The organism is Stenotrophomonas sp. 107298_Sma (assembly GCF_056480345.1).
On record NZ_CM151094.1, the window covers coordinates 3,016,419 to 3,036,491 of the forward strand.

At 65.9% G+C, this 20,073-nt stretch carries 21 protein-coding genes; 10 read left to right on the forward strand and 11 right to left on the reverse strand.

Annotation, left to right across the window (positions count from 1 at the left end):
• Positions 1 to 31: 31 nt before the first annotated feature.
• The 4 genes from ACZK2G_RS14225 to ligA form a co-directional block, all read right to left on the reverse strand.
• Entirely contained in the window at positions 32 to 763 is a 732-nt protein-coding gene (locus tag ACZK2G_RS14225) for a DUF3011 domain-containing protein (protein ID WP_046986789.1), read from the reverse strand.
• Between the two features lie 139 nt (positions 764 to 902).
• Positions 903 to 1,859: an EF-P lysine aminoacylase EpmA gene (gene epmA / locus ACZK2G_RS14230; protein WP_136638257.1), complete on the reverse strand. Its 957-nt coding sequence runs from the start codon at positions 1,857 to 1,859 to the stop codon at positions 903 to 905.
• Positions 1,856 to 2,341, reverse strand: a complete 486-nt coding sequence (locus tag ACZK2G_RS14235; RefSeq protein WP_006376440.1) for a GNAT family N-acetyltransferase — start codon at positions 2,339 to 2,341, stop codon at positions 1,856 to 1,858. The genes epmA and ACZK2G_RS14235 overlap by 4 nt, the downstream gene beginning before the upstream one ends.
• A gap of 50 nt (positions 2,342 to 2,391) precedes the next feature.
• Complete coding sequence (gene ligA, locus ACZK2G_RS14240; protein WP_478473663.1) at positions 2,392 to 4,857, reverse strand: NAD-dependent DNA ligase LigA; 2,466 nt, start codon at positions 4,855 to 4,857, stop codon at positions 2,392 to 2,394.
• A 284-nt stretch (positions 4,858 to 5,141) separates the two neighbouring features.
• Here ligA and ACZK2G_RS14245 point away from each other — a divergent pair, with 284 nt between their 5' ends.
• Positions 5,142 to 6,266: a pyridoxal phosphate-dependent aminotransferase gene (locus ACZK2G_RS14245; protein ID WP_046982625.1), complete on the forward strand. Its 1,125-nt coding sequence runs from the start codon at positions 5,142 to 5,144 to the stop codon at positions 6,264 to 6,266.
• Positions 6,267 to 6,340: 74 nt separating this feature from the next.
• On the opposite strand, the gene zipA is transcribed toward ACZK2G_RS14245, so the two are convergent.
• Positions 6,341 to 7,081, reverse strand: a complete 741-nt coding sequence (zipA, locus tag ACZK2G_RS14250) for a cell division protein ZipA (RefSeq protein ID WP_046982626.1) — start codon at positions 7,079 to 7,081, stop codon at positions 6,341 to 6,343.
• A 46-nt stretch (positions 7,082 to 7,127) separates the two neighbouring features.
• On the reverse strand, positions 7,128 to 10,631 hold the full coding sequence (gene smc, locus ACZK2G_RS14255) for a chromosome segregation protein SMC (protein WP_426355591.1): 3,504 nt from the start codon (positions 10,629 to 10,631) through the stop codon (positions 7,128 to 7,130).
• Between the two features lie 313 nt (positions 10,632 to 10,944).
• Here smc and ACZK2G_RS14260 point away from each other — a divergent pair, with 313 nt between their 5' ends.
• Both ACZK2G_RS14260 and ACZK2G_RS14265 read left to right on the forward strand, forming a co-directional pair.
• A complete protein-coding gene (locus ACZK2G_RS14260; protein ID WP_154231510.1) occupies positions 10,945 to 11,532 on the forward strand; it encodes a DUF1963 domain-containing protein in 588 nt (195 codons plus the stop codon).
• A gap of 9 nt (positions 11,533 to 11,541) precedes the next feature.
• A complete protein-coding gene (locus ACZK2G_RS14265) occupies positions 11,542 to 11,976 on the forward strand; it encodes a hypothetical protein (protein ID WP_478473666.1) in 435 nt (144 codons plus the stop codon).
• 130 nt (positions 11,977 to 12,106) lie between these two features.
• Here ACZK2G_RS14265 and rplI read toward each other — a convergent pair whose 3' ends face one another.
• The 5 genes from rplI to ACZK2G_RS14290 form a co-directional block, all read right to left on the reverse strand.
• Positions 12,107 to 12,559, reverse strand: coding sequence for a 50S ribosomal protein L9 (gene rplI / locus ACZK2G_RS14270; RefSeq protein WP_046982628.1), 453 nt, complete (start codon positions 12,557 to 12,559; stop codon positions 12,107 to 12,109).
• A 104-nt stretch (positions 12,560 to 12,663) separates the two neighbouring features.
• On the reverse strand, positions 12,664 to 12,894 hold the full coding sequence (gene rpsR, locus ACZK2G_RS14275) for a 30S ribosomal protein S18 (RefSeq protein WP_002804494.1): 231 nt from the start codon (positions 12,892 to 12,894) through the stop codon (positions 12,664 to 12,666).
• 11 nt (positions 12,895 to 12,905) lie between these two features.
• The gene (gene rpsF / locus ACZK2G_RS14280; protein WP_006376493.1) at positions 12,906 to 13,343 is read right to left on the reverse strand and encodes a 30S ribosomal protein S6; all 438 of its coding nucleotides are present in this window, start codon (positions 13,341 to 13,343) and stop codon (positions 12,906 to 12,908) included.
• A 229-nt stretch (positions 13,344 to 13,572) separates the two neighbouring features.
• Positions 13,573 to 14,115: a CbrC family protein gene (locus ACZK2G_RS14285; protein WP_478473668.1), complete on the reverse strand. Its 543-nt coding sequence runs from the start codon at positions 14,113 to 14,115 to the stop codon at positions 13,573 to 13,575.
• Positions 14,116 to 14,194: 79 nt separating this feature from the next.
• Positions 14,195 to 14,533 (reverse strand): HesB/IscA family protein, encoded by a 339-nt coding sequence (locus tag ACZK2G_RS14290; RefSeq protein ID WP_006376495.1) that lies wholly within the window; start codon positions 14,531 to 14,533, stop codon positions 14,195 to 14,197.
• A 128-nt stretch (positions 14,534 to 14,661) separates the two neighbouring features.
• On the opposite strand from ACZK2G_RS14290, the gene asnS reads away from it, so the two are divergent.
• From asnS to kynU, 7 genes are all read left to right on the forward strand, one after another.
• Positions 14,662 to 16,056: an asparagine--tRNA ligase gene (gene asnS, locus ACZK2G_RS14295; RefSeq protein ID WP_046982630.1), complete on the forward strand. Its 1,395-nt coding sequence runs from the start codon at positions 14,662 to 14,664 to the stop codon at positions 16,054 to 16,056.
• Between the two features lie 32 nt (positions 16,057 to 16,088).
• Positions 16,089 to 16,388 (forward strand): hypothetical protein, encoded by a 300-nt coding sequence (locus tag ACZK2G_RS14300; RefSeq protein WP_005417403.1) that lies wholly within the window; start codon positions 16,089 to 16,091, stop codon positions 16,386 to 16,388.
• 7 nt (positions 16,389 to 16,395) lie between these two features.
• Positions 16,396 to 16,710, forward strand: a complete 315-nt coding sequence (locus ACZK2G_RS14305) for a hypothetical protein (RefSeq protein WP_426355589.1) — start codon at positions 16,396 to 16,398, stop codon at positions 16,708 to 16,710.
• A 7-nt stretch (positions 16,711 to 16,717) separates the two neighbouring features.
• The gene (locus tag ACZK2G_RS14310) at positions 16,718 to 17,356 is read left to right on the forward strand and encodes an FMN-binding negative transcriptional regulator (RefSeq protein ID WP_428709344.1); all 639 of its coding nucleotides are present in this window, start codon (positions 16,718 to 16,720) and stop codon (positions 17,354 to 17,356) included.
• A 72-nt stretch (positions 17,357 to 17,428) separates the two neighbouring features.
• On the forward strand, positions 17,429 to 18,091 hold the full coding sequence (gene can, locus ACZK2G_RS14315; RefSeq protein WP_014037740.1) for a carbonate dehydratase: 663 nt from the start codon (positions 17,429 to 17,431) through the stop codon (positions 18,089 to 18,091).
• Positions 18,092 to 18,110: 19 nt separating this feature from the next.
• Positions 18,111 to 18,632: a 3-hydroxyanthranilate 3,4-dioxygenase gene (locus ACZK2G_RS14320; RefSeq protein ID WP_253079002.1), complete on the forward strand. Its 522-nt coding sequence runs from the start codon at positions 18,111 to 18,113 to the stop codon at positions 18,630 to 18,632.
• A 162-nt stretch (positions 18,633 to 18,794) separates the two neighbouring features.
• Entirely contained in the window at positions 18,795 to 20,069 is a 1,275-nt protein-coding gene (gene kynU / locus ACZK2G_RS14325) for a kynureninase (protein ID WP_478473669.1), read from the forward strand.
• Positions 20,070 to 20,073: the final 4 nt, after the last annotated feature.

Consider the following 20,073-nt stretch of genomic DNA (forward strand, 5'->3'; position numbering starts at 1 on the left):
CAGGCCCCACGTGGTTGGAGCCTGCCCGGGCTCAATTCACCGAGAATTCGGCCCGGCAGCCGCCGTCCACCCAGATCCCGTTGCGGCTCCAGCCCCAGGTGCTGCCCTCTTCGCACGGCGTGCTGGACAGCTGCTGGGTGACGACCGCTCCAACGGAAATGCTGGCACCGCAGAAGCGGCGCTTCTTCGATTTCGACTCGCAGGTCAGGCGCCGTGGCACGTCGACGAAACGACCCTCCTCGTCGGCCACTTCGAAATCACCCTGGCAGCCACGCGTGGTCCAGACTTCATTGCGCTTGTAGCCCCAGCCCTGCCCCTCCCGGCACGGAAGCACCGACAACTGGCGCAGCAGGCGCACCGGGGCGCCATCGAGCCGCACCGGGCAACTCTGCGGGCGACCATTGGACTCACAGCGCACCACGCGGCGCACCAGGCGCTTGCCCTGGGTGCTGGCCGGCGCTGCCGCTCCTTGCGCACGGCGTGCACGGAACTCGGCACGGCAGCCAAGAGTGACCCACACACCACTGCGGTCGGTCCCCCACTCACTGCCGCGGATGCAGCTGTTGCTGGAGAGCTGGCGAACCAGGTCGATGCCGTTGCTGACATCGATATCGCAGTGCACCCAGGCCATGTCACGCGATTCGCAGGTCACCACTTCGCCGTCATAGCCGGCCTGCTGGGCCAACGCCGACGACGGTGCGAACACCCCCCATATCGCGAGGGAGTACACCGGTGCAGCGACGACCGCGAACCACTTGACCAAAGGCTTCCCCACGAGACTGGATGAACTGCCATGCCAGTGTGAGGCACGTGGGATGATGAGAGCATCATCATGCTTGCTGAATCAAGCGCGAAATCCGTCGATTCCGTTCAGCCTGCAGATTTCAGAAAGACCCGAAAACTCAGGCGTGGGCAAAATCGTAGGCCAGCACATCGGCGATGCGCGGCGTGCGGTTCATCGCCATCAGCAGGCGGTCGATGCCCACCGCCACGCCGGCACAGGCCGGCATCGACGGCAGCGCTGCCAACAGCGCCTCATCCAGCGCCGGCTGTACCTGCCCACGCTCGTGCCGACGCTGCAGATCATGCTGGAAGCGCGCACGTTGCTCCTGCGCGTCATTCAGTTCGTGATAGCCGTTGGCCAGCTCCACCGCCCCCAGGTACAGCTCGAAACGCTCGGCCAACGGCGGTGTGCCGGGGCGGATGCGCGCGAGCGCGGCCTGGCTGGCCGGCCAGTCATGGACCGCGGTCATGACCGCGTCATCGAAGTGCGGTTGGATGTGGTGGGTCATCAGCAGGTCCAGCCAGTCGTCGCGGGTCAACCCGACCGGATCGATATGCACGTCGCCCAGTGCGGCACGCAGCGCGGCTTCGTCGGCATCGAACGGATCCACGCCTACATGCTGCTGGAACAGCTCGCGATAGCTCATCACGCGCAAGCGGGCACTGCGCCCGACCAGCGCCAACGCCTGCCCGACCAGCTCGGCGGTTTCCTGCACCAGCCGATGGTGGTCCCAGCCGACCCGGTACCACTCCAGCATGGTGAATTCAGGATTGTGGCGACCACCCGCTTCGCCATTGCGGAATACGCGGCCCAGTTCATAGCAGTCGCCGACGCCTGCAGCGAGCAGGCGCTTGAGCGGATACTCCGGCGAGGTCCGCAACCAGCGGCGGCGGCCACCGGCATCAACATGCCCGGTGAAATCGGTGTGGAAGCTGTCGATGTTCGGCTCGGTGTTGCCGGCCACCGACAGGATCGGGGTTTCCACTTCCAGCACATCGCGCTCGGCGAAGAAGCGGCGCAGCAGCGCGTTCAGCGCGGCGCGCTGCTGCAGCGCCCGCAGCAGGGCCTCGCTCACAGGATGCCCTCCGGGCGCGGATGGTCCAGCGGCAGGGTCAGCAGGTCACGGGTGTCGTCGATGTAGCCGCTGGCCAGGTACAGGCGTCGGGCCAGTTCGTTGTGGTGGTTCACTTCCAGGCGCAGGCGGCTGACGCCACGACCGCGTGCGCGCTGTTCGCAGATCGCCAGGGCCTGTTTGCCGCGACCACGACCGCGCGCGCGATGGCTCAGGTACAGCTCGTCCAGCAGCATGAAGTGACCGCCCTGCTCCAGGCTGAAACCCATCGCGATCACCGCATAGCCGACCACCTCGCCGGCTTCGTCCAGCCACAGCAGTACTTCACCGTTGCGCGGGTCGGCCAGCAGTGCATCCACACCGCGACGCACGCGGGCGTCGTCGAAGTCGATCTTGTCTTCGGCGTAGAACTCGCGCATCAACGCGATCAACAGTTCCTCATCGGCACGGGTGGCCAGGCGGAAGTCCAGCGGGGCGGTCTGCATCGGTGTTCCTTTGTATTTCATGCCGGCCGCAGGAGCGCCCGGCGGAGGCTTCATTCGTGCTCGGCGAGATAGGCCAGCAGGCGGTCTTCGTCCCACACCGGCACGCCCAGCGACTGCGCCTTGTCCAGCTTGGAGCCGGCCTCGGTACCGGCCACCACGAAGCTGGTCTTCTTCGACACACTGCCGGAGACCTTCGCACCCAGTGCCTCCAGGCGCTCCTTGGCGGCATCGCGGGTGAGCTGGGCCAGGGTGCCGGTCAGCACCACGGTCTGTCCATCCAGCGGGCCGGCGACGATCTCCGCAAGCGCAGGGGCCTTGGCCAGGATCTGCCGCATCGCTTTCTCAGCGGCCAGCAGCATCGCGCCGTGGCCCTCGGTATCGAGCCACTCGGCCAGGCCACGCGCAGTATCGTCGGGCAGGCCTGCATTGACGAACTGACCATGCTCGGCGTCGAGCACTGCCTGCGCGCCGGGCAGCGCAGCGACCAGTTTTTCCGCACGAAGGCGGGTGATGCCGGGAATCTCCGATTCCACCATCAACTGCGCCAGGTCCAGGCCCTCACGCAGCTTGGCACTGGGGGCGTGTGCATCGCTGATGCGTACCTGGCCGACCTGCAACAGATCATCGATGGCCTGCTGGTTTCCCTGCTGCTCGAAGAAATGACCGAGCGAGCGGGCTACTTCGCCACCGATGTCCGGCACCCGCTTGAACAGCGGCCACGGCAGGTGGCGGATCAACTCCAGATCGCCAAACCACTGCGCCAGCGCCTTGGCCGTGCTTTCGCCGACGTGTTCGATGCCCAGTGCGAACAGCAGCCGCTCCAGCGTGGCAGCACGGCTGGCGTCGATCGCCGCGATCAGGTTGTCAGCCCACTTGGTGGCGATCTTCTTCGTGTTCCATTCAAAGCTGGCCGGCTGCACCAGTGCCTGCGCGCGCCAGCCTGGATCGTTGCCGTCCAGCTTGAGCACGGCATTGAGCACCGCGCCGCTGCCTTCGGCAGGCAGATGCAGCTTCAATGCGGCAGCCAGTGCCGAAGGATCTTCGGCATCCAGCACCAGTTTCAGGTGCAGCAGCTGGTCACGGCTGAGCCGGTACAGGTCGGCCACGCTCTTGACGATGCCGGCGTCAACCAGGGTCTCGATGTATTTGTCGCCCAGGCCGTCGATATCCATCGCGCGGCGCGAGGCGAAGTGCGCGATGGCTTCCTTGCGCTGCGCCGGGCAGGACAGCTCGCCCGAACAACGCCACGCCGCCGCTCCCTCCTCGCGCACGATCTCCGAGCCACACACCGGGCACTGCGTCGGCATCTGCCACGGCGTGGTGCCCTGCGGACGACGGTCGAGGATGACGCTGACCACTTCCGGAATCACGTCACCCGCACGTCGCACGATCACGCTGTCGCCGACGCGCACATCGAGGCGCGCGATCTGGTCGGCGTTGTGCAGGGTGGCGTTGGAGACGATCACACCGGCCACGGCCACTGGCGCCAGGCGCGCGACCGGCGTGGCGGCACCGGTGCGGCCGATCTGGATCTCGATCGCTTCCACGGTGGTGCTCTGTTCCTGCGCCGGGAACTTGTGTGCGATGGCCCAGCGCGGTGCGCGCGAGACGAAGCCCATCGCCTGCTGCCCGGCGCGGTCGTCCAGCTTGTAGACCACGCCGTCGATATCGAACGGCAGGCCATCACGGCGCTCGCCGATGTCACGGTAGTAGCCAAGCAGGCCATCGGTGCCATCCACCACCTTGCACAGCGCACTGACCGGGAAGCCCCAGCTGCCGAGCTGTGCCAGCGTGCCCGAATGGGTATCGGGAAGCTCGCCCCCCAGCACCTCGCCGGTGCCGTAGGCGAAGAAACTCAGCTTGCGCTGCGCGCTGATCTTCGGGTCGAGCTGGCGCAGCGAGCCGGCTGCAGCATTGCGCGGATTGGCCAGCACCTTGCCACCCTGCAGGCGCGCACGCTCGTTGTAGGCCTCGAAGTCGGCGCGGGCCATGTAGACCTCGCCGCGTACTTCCAGCACATCCGGCCAGTCCTTGCCGTGCAGGCGCTTGGGGACATCGCCGATCTCGCGCAGGTTTGCCGTCACGTCTTCGCCAGTGCTGCCATCACCGCGGGTCGCGCCCAGTACGAAATGCCCCTCTTCGTAGCGCAGGCTGATTGCCAGGCCGTCCATCTTCGGCTCTGCCGAGAACTGCAGGCTGCGGCGGCCCAGGCGCTCATCGATGCGACGCACGAAATCGGCCACTTCCTCATCGCTGAAAGCATTGGACAACGACAACATCGGCACCGCATGGCGCACCTCGGCGAAACGGCCCGAGGGACGCGCTCCTACCTGCTGGGTAGGGCTGTCGGCACGGGCCAGTTCCGGATGCTCGCGCTCCAGCGCTTCCAGCTCGCGCACCATCCGGTCATAGTCGACGTCGGGGATCTCCGGCGCATCCAGCTCGTGGTAGGCGCGGTTGGCCTGGGCGATCTGCCGGCGAAGGTCTTCGGCGCGTTCGGCGGGGCTGGGGCTCATCGGGATCCGGTGGTTCTGGGATGGCCGGGAATTCTACCGCGCCCGGGCGTCAGGCCCTGTAACACCACCGCCTTTGTTGCGTCGAGCTTGCTCGACTGCTCCCCCGCTCTGGCGGATACCAACCACTCCCCCGCTCCGGTAGGTGCCAACCATTCCCCGCTCTGGTAGGTGCCAACCTTGGTTGGCACATCTGTAGTCGAGCACGGCTCGACTCTACAAAAAGCAGCTTGCCGCCCGCCCCCACCAGCGCTAGCGTGCAGCAGCCAACCTTCGGAACCCCGCCCGTGACCCTGCCCGCCTCCCGTCGCCGCTTCCTGCAACTGGCCGGTGCCGGCCTTGCCGTGGCCGGCAGCAGCCTGCCCCGCCTGGCCCAGGCCCAGCCTGCTGCGGCCACAACGCCGACTCCCAGCGAGGGCGCGGTACTGCTGAACTTCAATGAGTGCCCGTACGGCCCCTCACCCGCTGCCCAGCAGGCGGCACGCGAGAGCATCGCAAGCTGCGGCCGCTACCGCTTCGAGCTGGCGGGCCAGGTGCGCGACGCTTTCATCGGGCAGGCAGGCATCCCGGCCGATCATGTGCGCCTCTACCCCGGCTCCAGCGAACCGCTGAATCGTGCGGCCACGCTGTGGACCGGCCCGCAGGCAGGACTGGTAGTTGCCGACCCGACCTTCGAAACGCTGGGCGAAGTGGCCGCCGCACACGGCGCGCACGTGCAGAAGGTGCCGCTGCGCGATGACGGCGCGCACGACCTGCGTGCGATGGTTGCTGCCGCACATGCGCACCCGACCGGGCTGCTGTACGTGTGCAATCCGAACAACCCCACCGGCTCGATCAGCCCACCGGTCGAGCTCGCCTGGCTGCTGGCCAACAAGCCTGTGGCCACCCGTGTACTGGTCGACGAGGCCTATCTGCAGTACAGCGAGCAGCCCAGCCTGATCGGCCAGGTGGCCCAGCGCGATGACCTGATCGTGCTGCGCACGTTTTCCAAGCTGTACGGCATGGCCGGTCTGCGCCTTGGCGTGGCCGCTGCACATCCGGACCGGCTGCGTGAACTGGCCAGCCTCGGCGACAACCCGCTACCGGTACCGGCACTGGCGGCGGCGCTGTCCAGTCTGCGGGATCCGCAGCTGATCCCGCAGCGACGCCTGCAGAATGCCAAGGCACGCCAGGCCACCGTCGCGTGGCTCGGCAAGCGCGGTTTCAACTGCGTGCCTTCGGAGGCGAACTGCTTCGTGGTCGACGTCCAGCGTGACGGCGGCGCGTTCGCCAAGGCAATGGCGGAGAACGGCGTGGTGATCGGTCGCAGCTGGCCGATCTGGCCGCAGCGCGTGCGGGTGACCGTCGGTACCGAAGAGGAAATGGCGGCGTTCCGCCAGGCGTTCGCGAAGGTGGCCGGCGTACCGGCGTAACCCCATCCGGGTGGATGCCGGCCGCTGGTCGGGGTGGGTGCCGACCGCTGGTCGGCACACCGGAAAAAACGCTTTTACCAGCGCGGGGTCTTGGTCAGCGGCGGTGCCTGGTGCTGGCGATCATAGGCACGCAGCTCGTCACGGATGTGTGCGATGCGCTGACGACCCAGGGCATTGCGGCCGTCATCCAGCACCACGCCGTCGAGCAGTTCGGCCATGCGCTGCACGGTCGGCAGCATCTTCTCCCAGGCATCCAGCGCGGTCAGCGGTGCCGGCAGGGTCAGGAAGAAGGCGATGGCCGGAGTTTCCATGGCGCGGATGTTGGCCATGTCGAAGCTGCCCGGATTGATGACGCTGGCCATCGAGAAGATCGGTCCGCGCTCGGGATAGCCCTCCACCAGGCGGTGGAACACGTTCATATGGCCGAAGACCAGGCCGGTCTTCTCGGCGGCCACTACGATGTCCTCCCCGCGCAGCTGCTCGCCGGCGCGGGCCGCCACCAGCAGCGAAACGATCTTGTCGAAATCCTGGGTGGCGCGCTTGCCGAGGTCGCTGGCTGCGCCCAGATCGGTGTCGGGGAGACCGAGTTCGGCCTGCTCGCCTTCCCCGCCCATTCCCGGTTCAATGCGGCCATCGGCCACGGGGACGCCGTCATCGCCCAGCACCGGCTCGCGGCGTTGACCGCTGGTCGGTTCCGCGCCTTCCACGCGGCGCCCCTGGGGCTTCTTTTTCGGACGGCCAAACAGGAAGATCGCGGCGATCAACAGCAGGCCGGCGGCCAGGATGCCGATGCGCAACAGTGCCGTGTCGGACATTCGATAGGTTCTCCGGCTAGTTCATTCAGGTAACTAGGATGGCACGTCAGGCCGCGCCCGCCAATCGTGCGGCTTCTTCCAGGTCCACGCTGACCAGGCGGCTGACGCCCGGCTCGCGCATGGTCACGCCCGACAGCTGGTGCGCAGCCTCCATCGTCGCCTTGTTGTGGCTGACGAACAGGAACTGCACCTTCTCGCTCATTTCCTTGACCATGTTGGCCAGGCGGCCGACGTTGGCCTCGTCCAGCGGCGCGTCCACCTCGTCCAGCAGGCAGAACGGCGCGGGGTTCAGCTGGAAGATGGCAAACACCAGCGCTACCGCGGTCATCGCCTTCTCGCCACCGGACAACAGCGAGATGCTGGACACGCGCTTGCCCGGCGGGCGCGCCATGATGGTCACGCCGGTGTCGAGCAGGTCTTCTCCGGTCAGTTCCAGGTAGGCATGGCCGCCACCGAACAGGCGCGGGTACAGGGCCTGCACGCCGGCATTGACGCGGTCGAAGGTGTCCTTGAAGCGGCCGCGGGTCTCGCGATCGATCTTGCGGATGGCATCTTCCAAGGTCTCCAGAGCGGTGGTCAGGTCAACATGCTGCGCGTCCAGGTACTCCGATCGCTGCGAGGCCTCTCCGTACTCGTGGATGGCAGCCAGGTTGACCGGCTCCAGCCGGCGCATGCGGCCGTCGATCTGGTGCACGGCCTGCTCCCAGTCGCCCAGGCGGGCTTCTTCGGGCAACGCGTTGAGCACATCCTGCATCACGAAACCGGCCTTCTCCACCGCAGCCTGCAGCGTGTCGGCACTGAGCACCAGCGCCTGCTGGTCCAGCTTGCGCTGGGAAATACGCTCGCGCTGGGCCAGTGCCTGTTCGTCGCGCTGGTGGCGGGTCTGCTCGTAATTGCGCAGTTCGGCATCAATGCCGTCCAGCAGCGTACGCGCCTCGGTCAGCACACGGTCGGCACGCACGCGCTCTTCCAGCGCGTTCTGGTGCTCGGCCTGCAGCGATTCGACCGGCGAATCGCCCTCATCGAGCTGCGAGTGCAGTTCGCCCAGGCGTGAATCCAGCTGGCCACGCTGGGTGCTCATGCGCTCCAGCGCCTGGCTCAACGAGGCCACCTGGGCGCGCTGCGATTCCAGGGTCAGGGCCAACGCGTGCGACCGCTCGCGTACCGCACGGGCGGCGTCGCGGGCCAGATCGCGCGCCTCGGTCAACTGACGGCGTTCGCCCTCCAGGCCCTGCCGGTTCGACTCCAGGTCGCCCATGCTGTTGACCGCATTCTCCAACCGCGCACGCGCTTCACGCGCCTGCTCGCGATTGATGTCCAGGGTCTCCAGCAACTGGCTGAGCTCGCCTTCGATGCGGTCGATGCGTGTGCGTGCCGCCTCGACCTTGCCCTGCTGGCCCTGCAGCTGGCCAGCCAGTTCGGACACAGCGCGGTGCGCCAGATACAGCGCGCGCTGTGCATCCTCGCGCTGCTGTTCGGCGGCCAACAGGTGTTCGCGGAAACCGGCCAGCTGTTCTTCCAGTTCGGCTTCGCGCGATTGCAGCTGCTCGATCTGCTCGCGCAGTTCGTTGATTTCGCGTTCGCGCAGCAGCGCGCCCTGCTGGGCCGCGCCAGAGCGCGCGACGCGCAGCCAGCCCTGGCCCAGGCGCTCGCCGCCCTGGGTGATGATCGAATCGCCTTCGGGCAGGCGGGCCTGCAACGTTTTCGCTTCGGCCAGATCGCTTGCAGCGTGCAGATGGGCCAGCAGGCGACGGATCGCCGCCGGGCCACGCACACGAGCGGCCAGCGAGGTAGGGGCAACCTTCAGATCTGCGTCGCCGCTGGCAACCAGCGCGATACGGCCATCGCCTAGCTCACCCAGTGCATCGACCAGGCTGGACGGATCGTCGACCAGCACGCCTTCGATCAACTGGCCAAGCGCGCTTTCCACCGCATTTTCCCAGCCGGCATCAACGTCCAGGCGTTCGCCGACACGCGCCGCCGAATCCAGCCCACGCGCCTTCAGCCACGCCACGGCAGCGCCCTGCTCCTGGCCCAGCGCGGCCTGCTGCAGGGTCTCCAGCGAGGCCAGCCGGCCACGCAGGCCGTTGGCCTGCTTGCGCAGTTCGGCCAGTTCGTTCTGGCCATTCCGCTGCTGCTCCTGCACCGCCGCCACGCCCTGCTTGCGCAGCTCGACGTCTTCACTCAACTCGTCCAGCGCGGTCTTCTGCGTGTCGTGCTGCACGTGCAGCTGCTCGAATGCTTCTTCCAGCGCGTCCACGTCCAGCCCCGCGCGTTCGGCCGCCAGCGCCTCGCGACGACGGTCGGCATCGAGGACCTGCTTGTCCAGGTAGTCCACGCGGGTGCGCTCGACCTCGCCAGCGCGCGAGGCTTCCGAGCTCTGCGAGGTGTGCTGCTCCCAACGCTGCTGCCAATCGGACAACCGCGCTTCGGCCTCACGCAGGCCTTCCTGCTTGATCTCGTTCTCTTCCTGCAGTTCTTCCAGCTGCGGGGTGGCCGCATCGACCGCTTCGCGCAGCACCATCAGCTTGGCTTCGTCACCACTGATGTGCTGGCCAAGCTCGGCCAGTGCCTGGCGGGTTTCATCGCGCGCCTTGTGCAGGCGCTGCGACAGTTCGCGCTGGTGCTGGATCTGCTGTTCGAGGCGGGCCAGCGTGCTGCCCACCTGGTAGACCTCGGCCTGCGCGGCATTGAGCGCGTCGGCAGCCTCCTCGCGGCGCACGCGGGAAGTCTCGATCCGCGCCTCGGCGTCGCGCTGGTCGGCAATCAGCTGCTGCAGTTTGGTCTCTTCCTGCGACAGGCCTTCGCGCAGTTTGGACAAGCGTCCATCCAGGCCACGGAACTCCAATGCCTTCCACTCGGCATCCTTGACCCGGCGCTCTTCCTGCAGAGCCTGGTACTGCTCAGCCTGCCTGGCCTGGCGCTTGAGGTGCTCCAGCTGCTTGCCGATCTCGTCGCGCAGGTCACCCAGCCGGTCCAGGTTCTCGCGGGTGTGACGGATGCGGGTCTCGGTCTCCTTGCGGCGCTCCTTGTACTTGGAGATGCCGGCGGCCTCTTCCAGGTACACGCGCAGGTCTTCCGGGCGCGCCTCGATGATCTGGCTGATCATGCCCTGCTCGATGATCGAGTAGCTGCGCGGGCCCAGGCCGGTGCCGAGGAACAGATCGGTGATGTCGCGGCGGCGGCACTTGGTGCCGTTGAGGTAATAGTTGCTGGTGCCGTCGCGGCTGACCGTACGCTTGACCGAGATCTCGTTGAACGAGGCGTACTCGCCGGAGATCGTGTGGTCGGAGTTGTCGAAGATCAGCTCGACGGTGGCCTGCGATACCGGTTTGCGGGCATTGGAACCGGAGAAGATCACGTCGGTGAGCGAGTCACCACGCAGGCGGCTGGCCGAACTTTCGCCCATGACCCAGCGCACGGCGTCGATGATGTTCGACTTGCCGCAGCCATTGGGCCCTACCACGCCGGTCATGTTGGTCGGCAGGTGCAGGGTGGTCGGATCGACGAACGACTTGAAGCCGGACAGCTTGATCGTGGAAAGACGCATGGCGTGATTGGGTTCCGGGCAAGGGCCTTACGGCCGCCACCATAGTGGATGTCAGGTCAGCCAGCACCTCAAGCCCTTGATTTCAAAAGAATTCAACAAGGCCAAGGGTGACGCAATGGAATGAGTATAGCGGGGCCAATGTTCCACGGGCGGAATGACCGGGCGTGGAGATCCCGTCGAGTTGATCCCGATATCGCTTTGCGCCCGGCGCGACGGACTACCCTGGCAACCATTAAAGCGCAAGTCATTGATATTTATTGGTTACTGAACCGAGTCGCAGCCCCGCACAACAGAAGCTGTGGAGAATGGTCGGATGTACCGACCGCTTTCATTTACCCCCATCTACGACGCGGCGACTGTTCCCGTGCTCGGAGGAACCGCCTGGCTGGATGCCCGCGCCCCTTGGCCAACCAGCATCCATGGACACGCGTTGCTTCACCTGGCTAGTTTTCCGACCACATTCATTCGAAACCACGTCCCCGGACTGGACCTAGCCCCCGGACTGATCATTTCGGTCTTCACGCCGTACCTCGCCTCGGGTGAGCAGAGATTTGAAGAAGCCATGAACCACGGTGGTCGCGTGATTGCTCACTGGCCTGGGCACGAACGAACGGCCTCTCCCTGCCCGCCAATTGGGCCGCTCCGCATTTGCGCAGGGGCGCCGATGGCTGAGGGCCAAGCACCTCATGAAAGCTCAAAGCTGGGTGGGCGGCCGTACTGGCTGCAGGATGAAGAATCGGAGGATCTGGCGTTCGTCCTTCAGTTCGATGCATTCGATCTTGATAGGGCAGCGCCAACGCATCGAGGCATTCTGATCGGCGGGATGGGCTACTTGTTGCTTGATCGCAACATCCGATCACCTTCGATGGACTGCGGTCGATTCGTCATCCAGACCACTTGAGAGCTGCCCATGCAGATACAGATCAGCGGCCAGTATGGCGATCCGCCGTCAGGCGCCCTTTTTGCCCCACTCCAGAGACAGCTGAATATTTGCTTCGAGCGTCATGTGACCGGGAACCATCTTCGATCCATCACCAAATTCGGAGTCGTTCTTCGGGTCTCCGGGACGATCTGGGCATTCGAGCCGAAAGGACCAGACCGCTTGAAGCTGTTTCTCAAAAGGCAGCTGCTGATCATGGATATGGTCTACGCCTGCCAGCCTTGGAAAACCGTCGACAGGAACGCCCTCGTGCCCGTTGTATCAGCAGACATGGCGACCTGTATCGGCATGATGATCGAACGGGCGCGTCGCGCAGGAGAAGTACTCCAACACGAGCAGCTGCGGACAGATGCTGCCAGTGCACTCGCGGAATTTGAGCGCCACTTCCTGGGTGAGGCTGTCTAGCAGGAAGTGGGGCAGGACGGATGGCAAGTCGAGCATGGCTCGACTCTACATGTCCCACATTCGCCCAAAACAAAACGGGCACCCTCGCGGGCGCCCGTTCTGCGGTGATACCAGGCCTTGCGGCGTGGGATCAGGCCTTTTCGGCTTCGACCACAACCTTGACGGTGGTTTCAACGTCAGCGTGCAGGTGCACCAGGACGTCGTACTCACCGATGTTGCGGAAGGCGCCTTCGCCCAGGATGACTTCGCTCTTGCTGACCGGCAGGCCGGCAGCGGTGAAGGCATCGGCGATTTCGCGGGCGCCGACCGAGCCGTACAGCTTGCCTTCGGTCGATGCGTTGGCGGCGATGGTGACGCTCGCGCCTTCCAGCTTGGCCTTGCGGGCTTCAGCGTCGGCGTGGATCGACTGGGCCTTGGCTTCGTACTCGGCACGCTTGGCTTCGAACTCGGCCTTGTTGCTCTCGGTGGCCGGCACGGCCTTGCCCTGCGGCACGAGGAAGTTACGGCCGTAGCCCGGCTTCACGTCGACCAGGTCGCCCAGGTTGCCGAGGTTGGTGACTTTCTGCAGAAGGATCAGCTGCATGGTATTGCTCCAGATAAGTTATTCGTTAGCGAGGCTGGGCCCCGCAACTAGGGCTGTCCGAATAGCTGGCACAGCGGGGGCGGCACCGGGCCGCCCCGCCGGCATCAGACGTCGTGGTTGTCGGTGTACGGGATCAGGGCCAGGAAGCGAGCGCGCTTGACGGCGGTCGCCAGCTGACGCTGGTACTTCGACTTGGTACCGGTGACGCGGCTCGGCACGATCTTGCCGTTCTCGGTCAGGTACTGGCGCAGGGTGTTGAGATCCTTGTAATCGATCTCCTTGACACCTTCAGCGGTGAACTTGCAGAACTTGCGGCGACGGAAGAACTTGGACATGTCAGTGCTCCTTAGGCGGCCGAAGCGGCGTCGTCGCCGGCATCGTTGTCAGCGGCGGGGGTGGTTTCGCCTTCTTCGTCATCACGACGACGACGCTCACCACGCTCGGGCTTGTCGCCCTTCTCGTCCTTGCTCTTCATGATCAGCGACTGCTCGGTGTCAGCCTCGTCACGCTTGATGACCAGGTTGCGCAGCACGGCGTCGTTGAAGCGGAAGCTTTCGGTCAGCTCGTTCAGCACGGCCTGGTCGGCTTCGATGTTCAGCAGCACGTAGTGCGCCTTCACCAGGTTCTGGATCGGGTAAGCCAGCTGGCGGCGGCCCCAGTCTTCCAGACGGTGGATGGTGCCGTTGCCGTTCTCGACCAGCGACTTGTAGCGCTCGATCATGGCCGGGACCTGCTCGCTCTGGTCCGGATGGACCATGAACACGATTTCGTAATGACGACTCATGTTTTTTCTACCTTTCGGATGTGGCCTTGCGGCCGGACAGCCCCCCGCCGTTGATACCGCGGTGGGGCAAGGATTCCCGCCAGGGAGGCAGGAAGCCGCGCATTATGGCGCAGATGGGGTGGCCGGGCAACCGGCGGGTCACAGGGCAACCTGAACCGGGGGGCAGCCTTCATGCCAACCAAGGTTGGCCGCCACCGGAGCCCAGCACAGTCCACGAATCCGCCTGGATTCACCCCAGGTCGACGTGAAGGCGATGCTGGCCGCATTCCAGGCACTGGAACAGGCAGCCGACCATCATCCCGTCCCGGCTCAGGTGCGCCAGCACCCAGTCGGCGTCGCGCGGGTTGACTTCGGCCACGTCCGGCCGGACCTGGTCGAGGATGGGCAGGAGGTCCTCGCTGCCGGCAAAGCCGAGGAAGGCGCAAGGCCGTTCACAATGGCTCAGCCAGACCGATTGCTGCCAGGACGAGTAGCCCGGGGTGCGCTCGCAGATCTCCAGCAGCAGCTCACGGGCGATGGCTGGCGGCGGGTCGGCTGGATCAGGGGATCCCCCTTCAATATCGCTCCAGCCGGTGAATTCACCCTCGTAACTGGCCGCCGCCCTGCCATCGGCAATACACCATGGGCACAGATACTCCGGTCGCAGGCACGTGTAGAAAGGCCCCCGGTACCGAAGTGTCCGCGCCTGACCGCAGCAGTCACAGACCCCGTCGACCTCTTCGAAGGAGAGGGCGTAGGCGTTGGGGTGATAAATGAAAAGCGGTCGTTCCATCCGCGGATCCCTTCCCTGCCGACCAAGGTCGGCATCTACCAGAGCAGGTTCCGCTAGCGGCGGACGCCAGAACCGGCCGTCAGGCCTTGTCGGCGTCGGTGGTGAAGCTTTCGCCGCAGCCACACTCGGCGGTGGCGTTGGGGTTGCTGAACGTGAACGTTTCGCTCAGGCCGTGCTTGCCGAAGTCGATCACGGTGCCGTCCACCAGCGCCAGGCTCTTGGCATCGACGTAGATCTTCACGCCGTCCTGGTCGAACACGGTATCGCCCTCGCGCTCGTCGCGGGCCAGGTCGGTGATGTGACCCCAGCCCGAGCAGCCGGTCTTGGTCACGCCGAAACGCAGGCCCAGCGCGCCGGGGGTCTGGGCGACAAAGCGCTGCACGCGCTCGAAGGCAATGGGGGTCAGGCTGACGGCCATGGGGCTACTCCAGAGGTACGGGGACATTATAAGGAGCCGTTGCCACGAAAAATGCCTCGCAAGCAGAACGCTGCAACCGGTAAACTCCCGTGTTCACAGATCGAGTCGATCAGCAGAGGATTCAAGTCATGACGGTGGTCAGCGTTGAACATGCGCTTGCCGGGAAGATCCCGGAAGGCGGCGAAGTCACGGTACGCGGATGGGTGCGCACGGTGCGCGGTTCAGCGAATCTGGCTTTCGTGAATGTGAGCGACGGCTCCTGCTTCGCCCCGATCCAGGTCGTGGCCGGCGACAGCCTGGCCAACTTCGATGAGATCAAGCGCCTGACCAGCGGCTGCTCGGTCATCGCCACCGGCACCCTGGTGAAGTCGCAGGGCAAGGGCCAGTCGTTCGAGATCCAGGCCAACGCACTGGAAGTGGTCGGCTGGGTCGAAGACCCGCTCACCTACCCGATCCAGCCCAAGCCGATGTCGCCGGAGTTCCTGCGCGAAGTGGCACACCTGCGCCCGCGCACCAACCTGTTCGGCGCGGTCACCCGCATCCGCAACTGCCTGGCCCAGGCCGTGCACCGTTTCTTCCACGAGAACGGCTTCAACTGGATCAGCACCCCGATCATCACCACCTCCGACGCCGAAGGCGCCGGCCAGATGTTCCGCGTGTCCACCCTGGACATGGTGAACCTGCCGCGTGACGAGAAGGGCGCCATCGATTTCAGCCGCGACTTCTTCGGCAAGGAAACCTTCCTGACCGTGTCCGGCCAGCTGAACGTCGAGGCCTACTGCCTGGCGCTGAGCAAGGTCTACACCTTCGGCCCGACCTTCCGTGCCGAGAACAGCCACACCACCCGCCATCTGGCGGAGTTCTGGATGATCGAGCCGGAAATCGCCTTCGCCGACCTGGCCGAAGACGCGCGCCTGGCCGAAGAATTCCTGAAGTACCTGTTCCGCGCGGTGCTTAACGAGCGCAGCGACGACCTGGCCTTCATCGCCGAGCGCGTGGACAAGAACGCGATCACCAAGCTGGAAGACTTCATCAATGCGCCGTTCGAGCGCATCGACTACACCGATGCGGTCAGCCTGCTGCAGAAGTCCGGCAAGAAGTTCGACTTCCCGGTTGAATGGGGCCTGGACCTGCAGACCGAGCACGAGCGCTGGCTGACCGAGGAACATGTCGGCCGCCCAGTGGTGGTGACCAACTATCCGGAGCACATCAAGGCCTTCTACATGCGCCTGAACGACGACGGCAAGACCGTTGCCGCGATGGACGTGCTGGCCCCGGGCATCGGCGAGATCATCGGCGGCAGCCAGCGCGAGGAGCGCCTGGACGTACTGGACGCGCGCATGGCCCAGTTCGGCCTGGACCGTGAGCACTACAGCTGGTACCGCGACTTCCGCCGCTATGGTTCGGTGCCGCACGCCGGCTTTGGCCTCGGCTTCGAGCGCCTGGTGGTGTATGTCTGCGGTCTGTCCAACATCCGCGATGCGATCCCTTACCCGCGCGCCCCGGGCAGCGCGGACTTCTAAGCCCTACTCGACCACGGAGGTACTGCTCTCCCATGACCCTGTTCTTCGCCCTCTGTTTCGTCGGCGTTGCAGTGGCCGGGTTCAGTGCCTTCGTGATCTTCTGGCCGCTGACCCTGGTGCACGTGCGTGACCGCCATCCGGCGCTGGCCGAGCGCTTCGGCAGCGGCGCCTTCCTCAAGCCCGATGCCCTGGCCTGGCTGCTGCGCCGTGACTATCGCCAGCAGCCTGACCGCTCGCTGTCCGGGCTGGCGACGCCGGCCTGGGTATCGCTGCTGACTCTGCTGGCCGGACTGGGCATGGCTGCCCTGCTCTGGCTGGCCTCGCTCTGGTAACACATCCATGAATGACCTCTCCGCTTCGCGCGACAGCTGGTGGCTGGCCAGCCTCGGCAACACCCTGATCTGGGCGCGCCTGCGCGTTCGCCCGGCCGGCACTGCCGAGGTTCTCGACAGCGACGGCAACACGCTGAGCTATGACAGCGAAGACACCGCCCGTTCGCAGCTGTTCGACGCGGAGTTCGTCGAATTTGACGGCCTGGATGAGGAGGACGCGCTGCTGCGCGGTTTCAGCCTGCACGAAGTGCAGCCACCGCAGGCCGACAGCGATGAAGGCCTGCGCGGCCGCATGATCCAGTCGCTGGGCGGGCGCGCCTGACCCTTGCATGTTCACCCCACGCGCATTCGCCGAGACTGAACTGCTCTGGCTGGACCGCCTGCTGGCGCGAGATCCATTCGTCACCGTGCTCACCCCCGGCAGCGATGGCCTGCCGGAGCTGACCCGGATACCGGTGCTGTACCGGCGTGACGGCGAGCGCATCGAGCTGCGCGGTCACTGGGCCCGCGCCAATCCGCAGTCGCGCCATGCCGGCGCGGCCAAGGTCCTGATCGACGGCCCGCATGGCTATGTCTCGGCCAGCTGGTATCCGGACAAGGAGCCCGCCGCTCGGGTACCTACCTGGAACTACGCTGCTGCCGAGCTGCGCGGCCAGCTGCACACCTTCGACGACACCGATGCGCTGGCCGACCTGGTCGGTGCGATCAGTGACCGCTTCGAAGCCAGCGTCGGCCAGGCCTGGCAGTTCGATGCCACGCGCGCCGAACACGGCCCGGAACTGCGCGCCATCGTCGGCTTCTGCTTCCAGGTCGAACACGTGCAGCTGAAGCTCAAGCTGAGCCAGAACCATCCCGATGCCAACCAGCGCGCAGTGATCGCCGAACTGGAACAGCTGGGCACCCCCTCTTCCACCGAGTTGGCGCAGTGGATGCGCTGGCACCGCGAACAGGCCGCCCGCAACGACTGAACGCCGCAGATTTCCGCGACGACGCAGCCGGATGGCTGCGGCGCGCCCCCACCCGACGCCAGGGACCCGAACATGAAAGACATCCACAAGCTGCTGCAGAACAACCGCGACTGGGCGGACCGGATCGAGAAGGAAGATCCGGAGTTCTTCCACCAGCTGGCCAAGCAGCAGCATCCGGAATACCTGTGGATCGGCTGTTCCGACTCGCGCGTGCCGGCCAACCAGATCATCGGCATGGCACCGGGCGAGGTGTTCGTGCACCGCAATGTCGCCAACGTGGTCGCGCACACCGACCTGAACTGCCTGAGCGTGGTGCAGTACGCAGTGGACCAGCTGAAGGTGAAGCACATCCTGATCGTCGGCCACTACGGCTGCGGCGGCGTGCACGCCTGCCTGCACAATACCCGTGTCGGCCTGGCCGACAACTGGCTGCGCCACGTCGGTGACGTGATGCAGAAGCACACCGGCATCCTCGATGCGATCGAGACTGATGAGCTCAAGCACGCCCGCCTGTGCGAACTGAACGTGATCGAGCAGGTGGCCAACCTGTGCCGCTCGACCATCGTGCAGGACGCCTGGGCCCGCGGCCAGAAGCTGATGGTGCACGGCTGGGTCTACAGCCTGAAGGACGGGCGCGTGCGCGAGATGGGCATCGACGTCGGTTCGCAGGAAGAACTGCAGCCGGCCTACGAAAAGGCCCTGTCCTACGTCCCGCGCAAGGGCAAGCGCGACTGATCCCTTACGGATGACCACCATGCTCGCTTCGCCGATCAACCTGCACGCCTGGATCGAAGAACACCGCCACCTGCTGAAGCCGCCAGTGGGCAACAAGATGATCGACAACGGCGACTTCATCGTGATGGTGGTCGGCGGGCCGAACTCGCGTACCGACTTCCACTACGACGAAGGCCCGGAGTGGTTCTACCAGCTCGAAGGCGAGATGGTGCTGAAGGTGCAGGAAGCCGGCGCGGTGCGCGACATTCCGATCCGTGCCGGCGAGATCTTCCTGCTGCCGGCGAAGGTTCCGCACTCGCCGCGGCGCCCGCCCGGTGGTATCGGCCTGGTGGTCGAGCGCAAACGCCTTCCGCATGAGATGGACGGCGTGATCTGGCATTGCGAACGCTGCAACCACAAGCTGCACGAAGAGTACTTTCCGCTGCAGAACATCGAAACCGACCTGCCCAAGGTGTTCGCGCGTTATCACGCCAGCCTGGAGCTGCGCACCTGCAGTGCGTGCGGGCACGTGGACCCGCTGCCGGCGCCGGCGGCAGGCTGAGCCATCGAACGGTAGTTGCCCACCTTGGTGGGCGCTTGCTTGTACGTGCGCCAACCAGGGTTGGCGGCTACCGGATCATGCGGTGCTGGTGTTGGGCTGGCCGCTACCGGGCCATGCCCCAGGCGCTACACTGGCGGTCCCGTTGCAGCCTGTTGCCCGACCATGTCCGACCTGCTCAGCCGCACCCACGCCATCGCCCTGGACGCCGCCGATCCGCTGCGCCCGCTGCGCAGTGAATTCCTGATTCCGCGCCATGGTGGCGGTGAGCAGACCTACTTCGTAGGCAACTCGCTGGGCCTGCAGCCGCGCGGCGCACAGGCGGCCGTACAGGAAGTGATGAAGCAGTGGGGCGAGCTGGCGGTGGAAGGCCACTTCACCGGCCCGACGCAGTGGCTGTCCTACCACCGCCTGGTGAGCGCGCAGCTGGCCCGCGTGGTCGGTGCGCTGCCCAGCGAAGTGGTGGCGATGAACACGCTGAGCGTGAACCTGCACCTGATGATGGTCAGTTTCTACCGACCCACGGCCGAGCGCCCGGTGATCCTGATGGAGGCGGGTGCATTCCCGACCGACCGCCATGCGGTGGAGGCGCAGATCCGCTTCCATGGCTTCGACCCCGCCGAGTGCCTGGTGGAAGTACAGCCGGACGAGGCCAACGGCACGATCTCACTGGCGGCGATCGAACGTGCCATCGCCGAACACGGCCCGCGCCTGGCGCTGGTGCTGTGGCCGGGCGTGCAATACCGCACCGGTCAGGCCTTCGACCTCGATGCGATCACCCGTGCCGCGCGCCTGCAGGGCGCGCGCATCGGCTTCGACCTGGCGCACTCGGTCGGCAACCTGCCGCTGCGCCTGCACGACGTGGCGCCGGACTTTGCCGTGTGGTGCCACTACAAGTACCTCAACAGCGGCCCGGGCGCGGTGGCCGGCGCCTTCGTGCACGAGCGACACCATCGCGACACCAGCCTGCCGCGCTTTGCCGGCTGGTGGGGCCATGAAGAGTCCACCCGCTTCCAGATGGCACCGCAGTTCACCCCGGCCATCGGTGCCGAAGGCTGGCAGCTGAGCAATCCGCCGATCCTCGGCCTGGCGCCGCTTCGTGCCTCGTTGGAGCTGTTCGAGCGTGCCGGCATGGATTCGCTGCGCAGCAAGTCGCTGGCGCTGACCGGCATGCTCGAAGCGCTGGTGCGCGCGCGCCTGCCTCAGGTGCTGGACATCATCACCCCGGCCGACCCGCAACGCCGCGGCTGCCAGCTGTCGCTGCGTGTGATCGGTGGCCGCGAACGTGGCCGCGCACTGTTCGAACACCTGCGCGGCATCGGCGTGCTCGGCGACTGGCGTGAGCCCGACGTGATCCGCATTTCGCCCACCCCGCTCTACAACCGCTACCTGGACGTGCACCACTTCGTCGAGGAAGTGGAAGCCTGGGCCGGCCTCTAAGCCG

Coding starts and splice junctions, on each gene's coding strand:
- ACZK2G_RS14235 (WP_006376440.1), bottom strand. CDS start 2,341: ATGCAGACCGCCCCGCTGGACTTCCGCCTGGCCACCCGTGCCGATGAG.
- ligA (WP_478473663.1), bottom strand. CDS start 4,857: ATGAGCCCCAGCCCCGCCGAACGCGCCGAAGACCTTCGCCGGCAGATC.
- zipA (WP_046982626.1), bottom strand. CDS start 7,081: ATGTCCGACACGGCACTGTTGCGCATCGGCATCCTGGCCGCCGGCCTG.
- smc (WP_426355591.1), bottom strand. CDS start 10,631: ATGCGTCTTTCCACGATCAAGCTGTCCGGCTTCAAGTCGTTCGTCGAT.
- ACZK2G_RS14260 (WP_154231510.1), top strand. CDS start 10,945: ATGTACCGACCGCTTTCATTTACCCCCATCTACGACGCGGCGACTGTT.
- ACZK2G_RS14265 (WP_478473666.1), top strand. CDS start 11,542: ATGCAGATACAGATCAGCGGCCAGTATGGCGATCCGCCGTCAGGCGCC.
- rplI (WP_046982628.1), bottom strand. CDS start 12,559: ATGCAGCTGATCCTTCTGCAGAAAGTCACCAACCTCGGCAACCTGGGC.
- rpsR (WP_002804494.1), bottom strand. CDS start 12,894: ATGTCCAAGTTCTTCCGTCGCCGCAAGTTCTGCAAGTTCACCGCTGAA.
- rpsF (WP_006376493.1), bottom strand. CDS start 13,343: ATGAGTCGTCATTACGAAATCGTGTTCATGGTCCATCCGGACCAGAGC.
- ACZK2G_RS14285 (WP_478473668.1), bottom strand. CDS start 14,115: ATGGAACGACCGCTTTTCATTTATCACCCCAACGCCTACGCCCTCTCC.
- ACZK2G_RS14290 (WP_006376495.1), bottom strand. CDS start 14,533: ATGGCCGTCAGCCTGACCCCCATTGCCTTCGAGCGCGTGCAGCGCTTT.
- asnS (WP_046982630.1), top strand. CDS start 14,662: ATGACGGTGGTCAGCGTTGAACATGCGCTTGCCGGGAAGATCCCGGAA.
- ACZK2G_RS14300 (WP_005417403.1), top strand. CDS start 16,089: ATGACCCTGTTCTTCGCCCTCTGTTTCGTCGGCGTTGCAGTGGCCGGG.
- ACZK2G_RS14305 (WP_426355589.1), top strand. CDS start 16,396: ATGAATGACCTCTCCGCTTCGCGCGACAGCTGGTGGCTGGCCAGCCTC.
- ACZK2G_RS14310 (WP_428709344.1), top strand. CDS start 16,718: ATGTTCACCCCACGCGCATTCGCCGAGACTGAACTGCTCTGGCTGGAC.
- can (WP_014037740.1), top strand. CDS start 17,429: ATGAAAGACATCCACAAGCTGCTGCAGAACAACCGCGACTGGGCGGAC.
- ACZK2G_RS14320 (WP_253079002.1), top strand. CDS start 18,111: ATGCTCGCTTCGCCGATCAACCTGCACGCCTGGATCGAAGAACACCGC.
- kynU (WP_478473669.1), top strand. CDS start 18,795: ATGTCCGACCTGCTCAGCCGCACCCACGCCATCGCCCTGGACGCCGCC.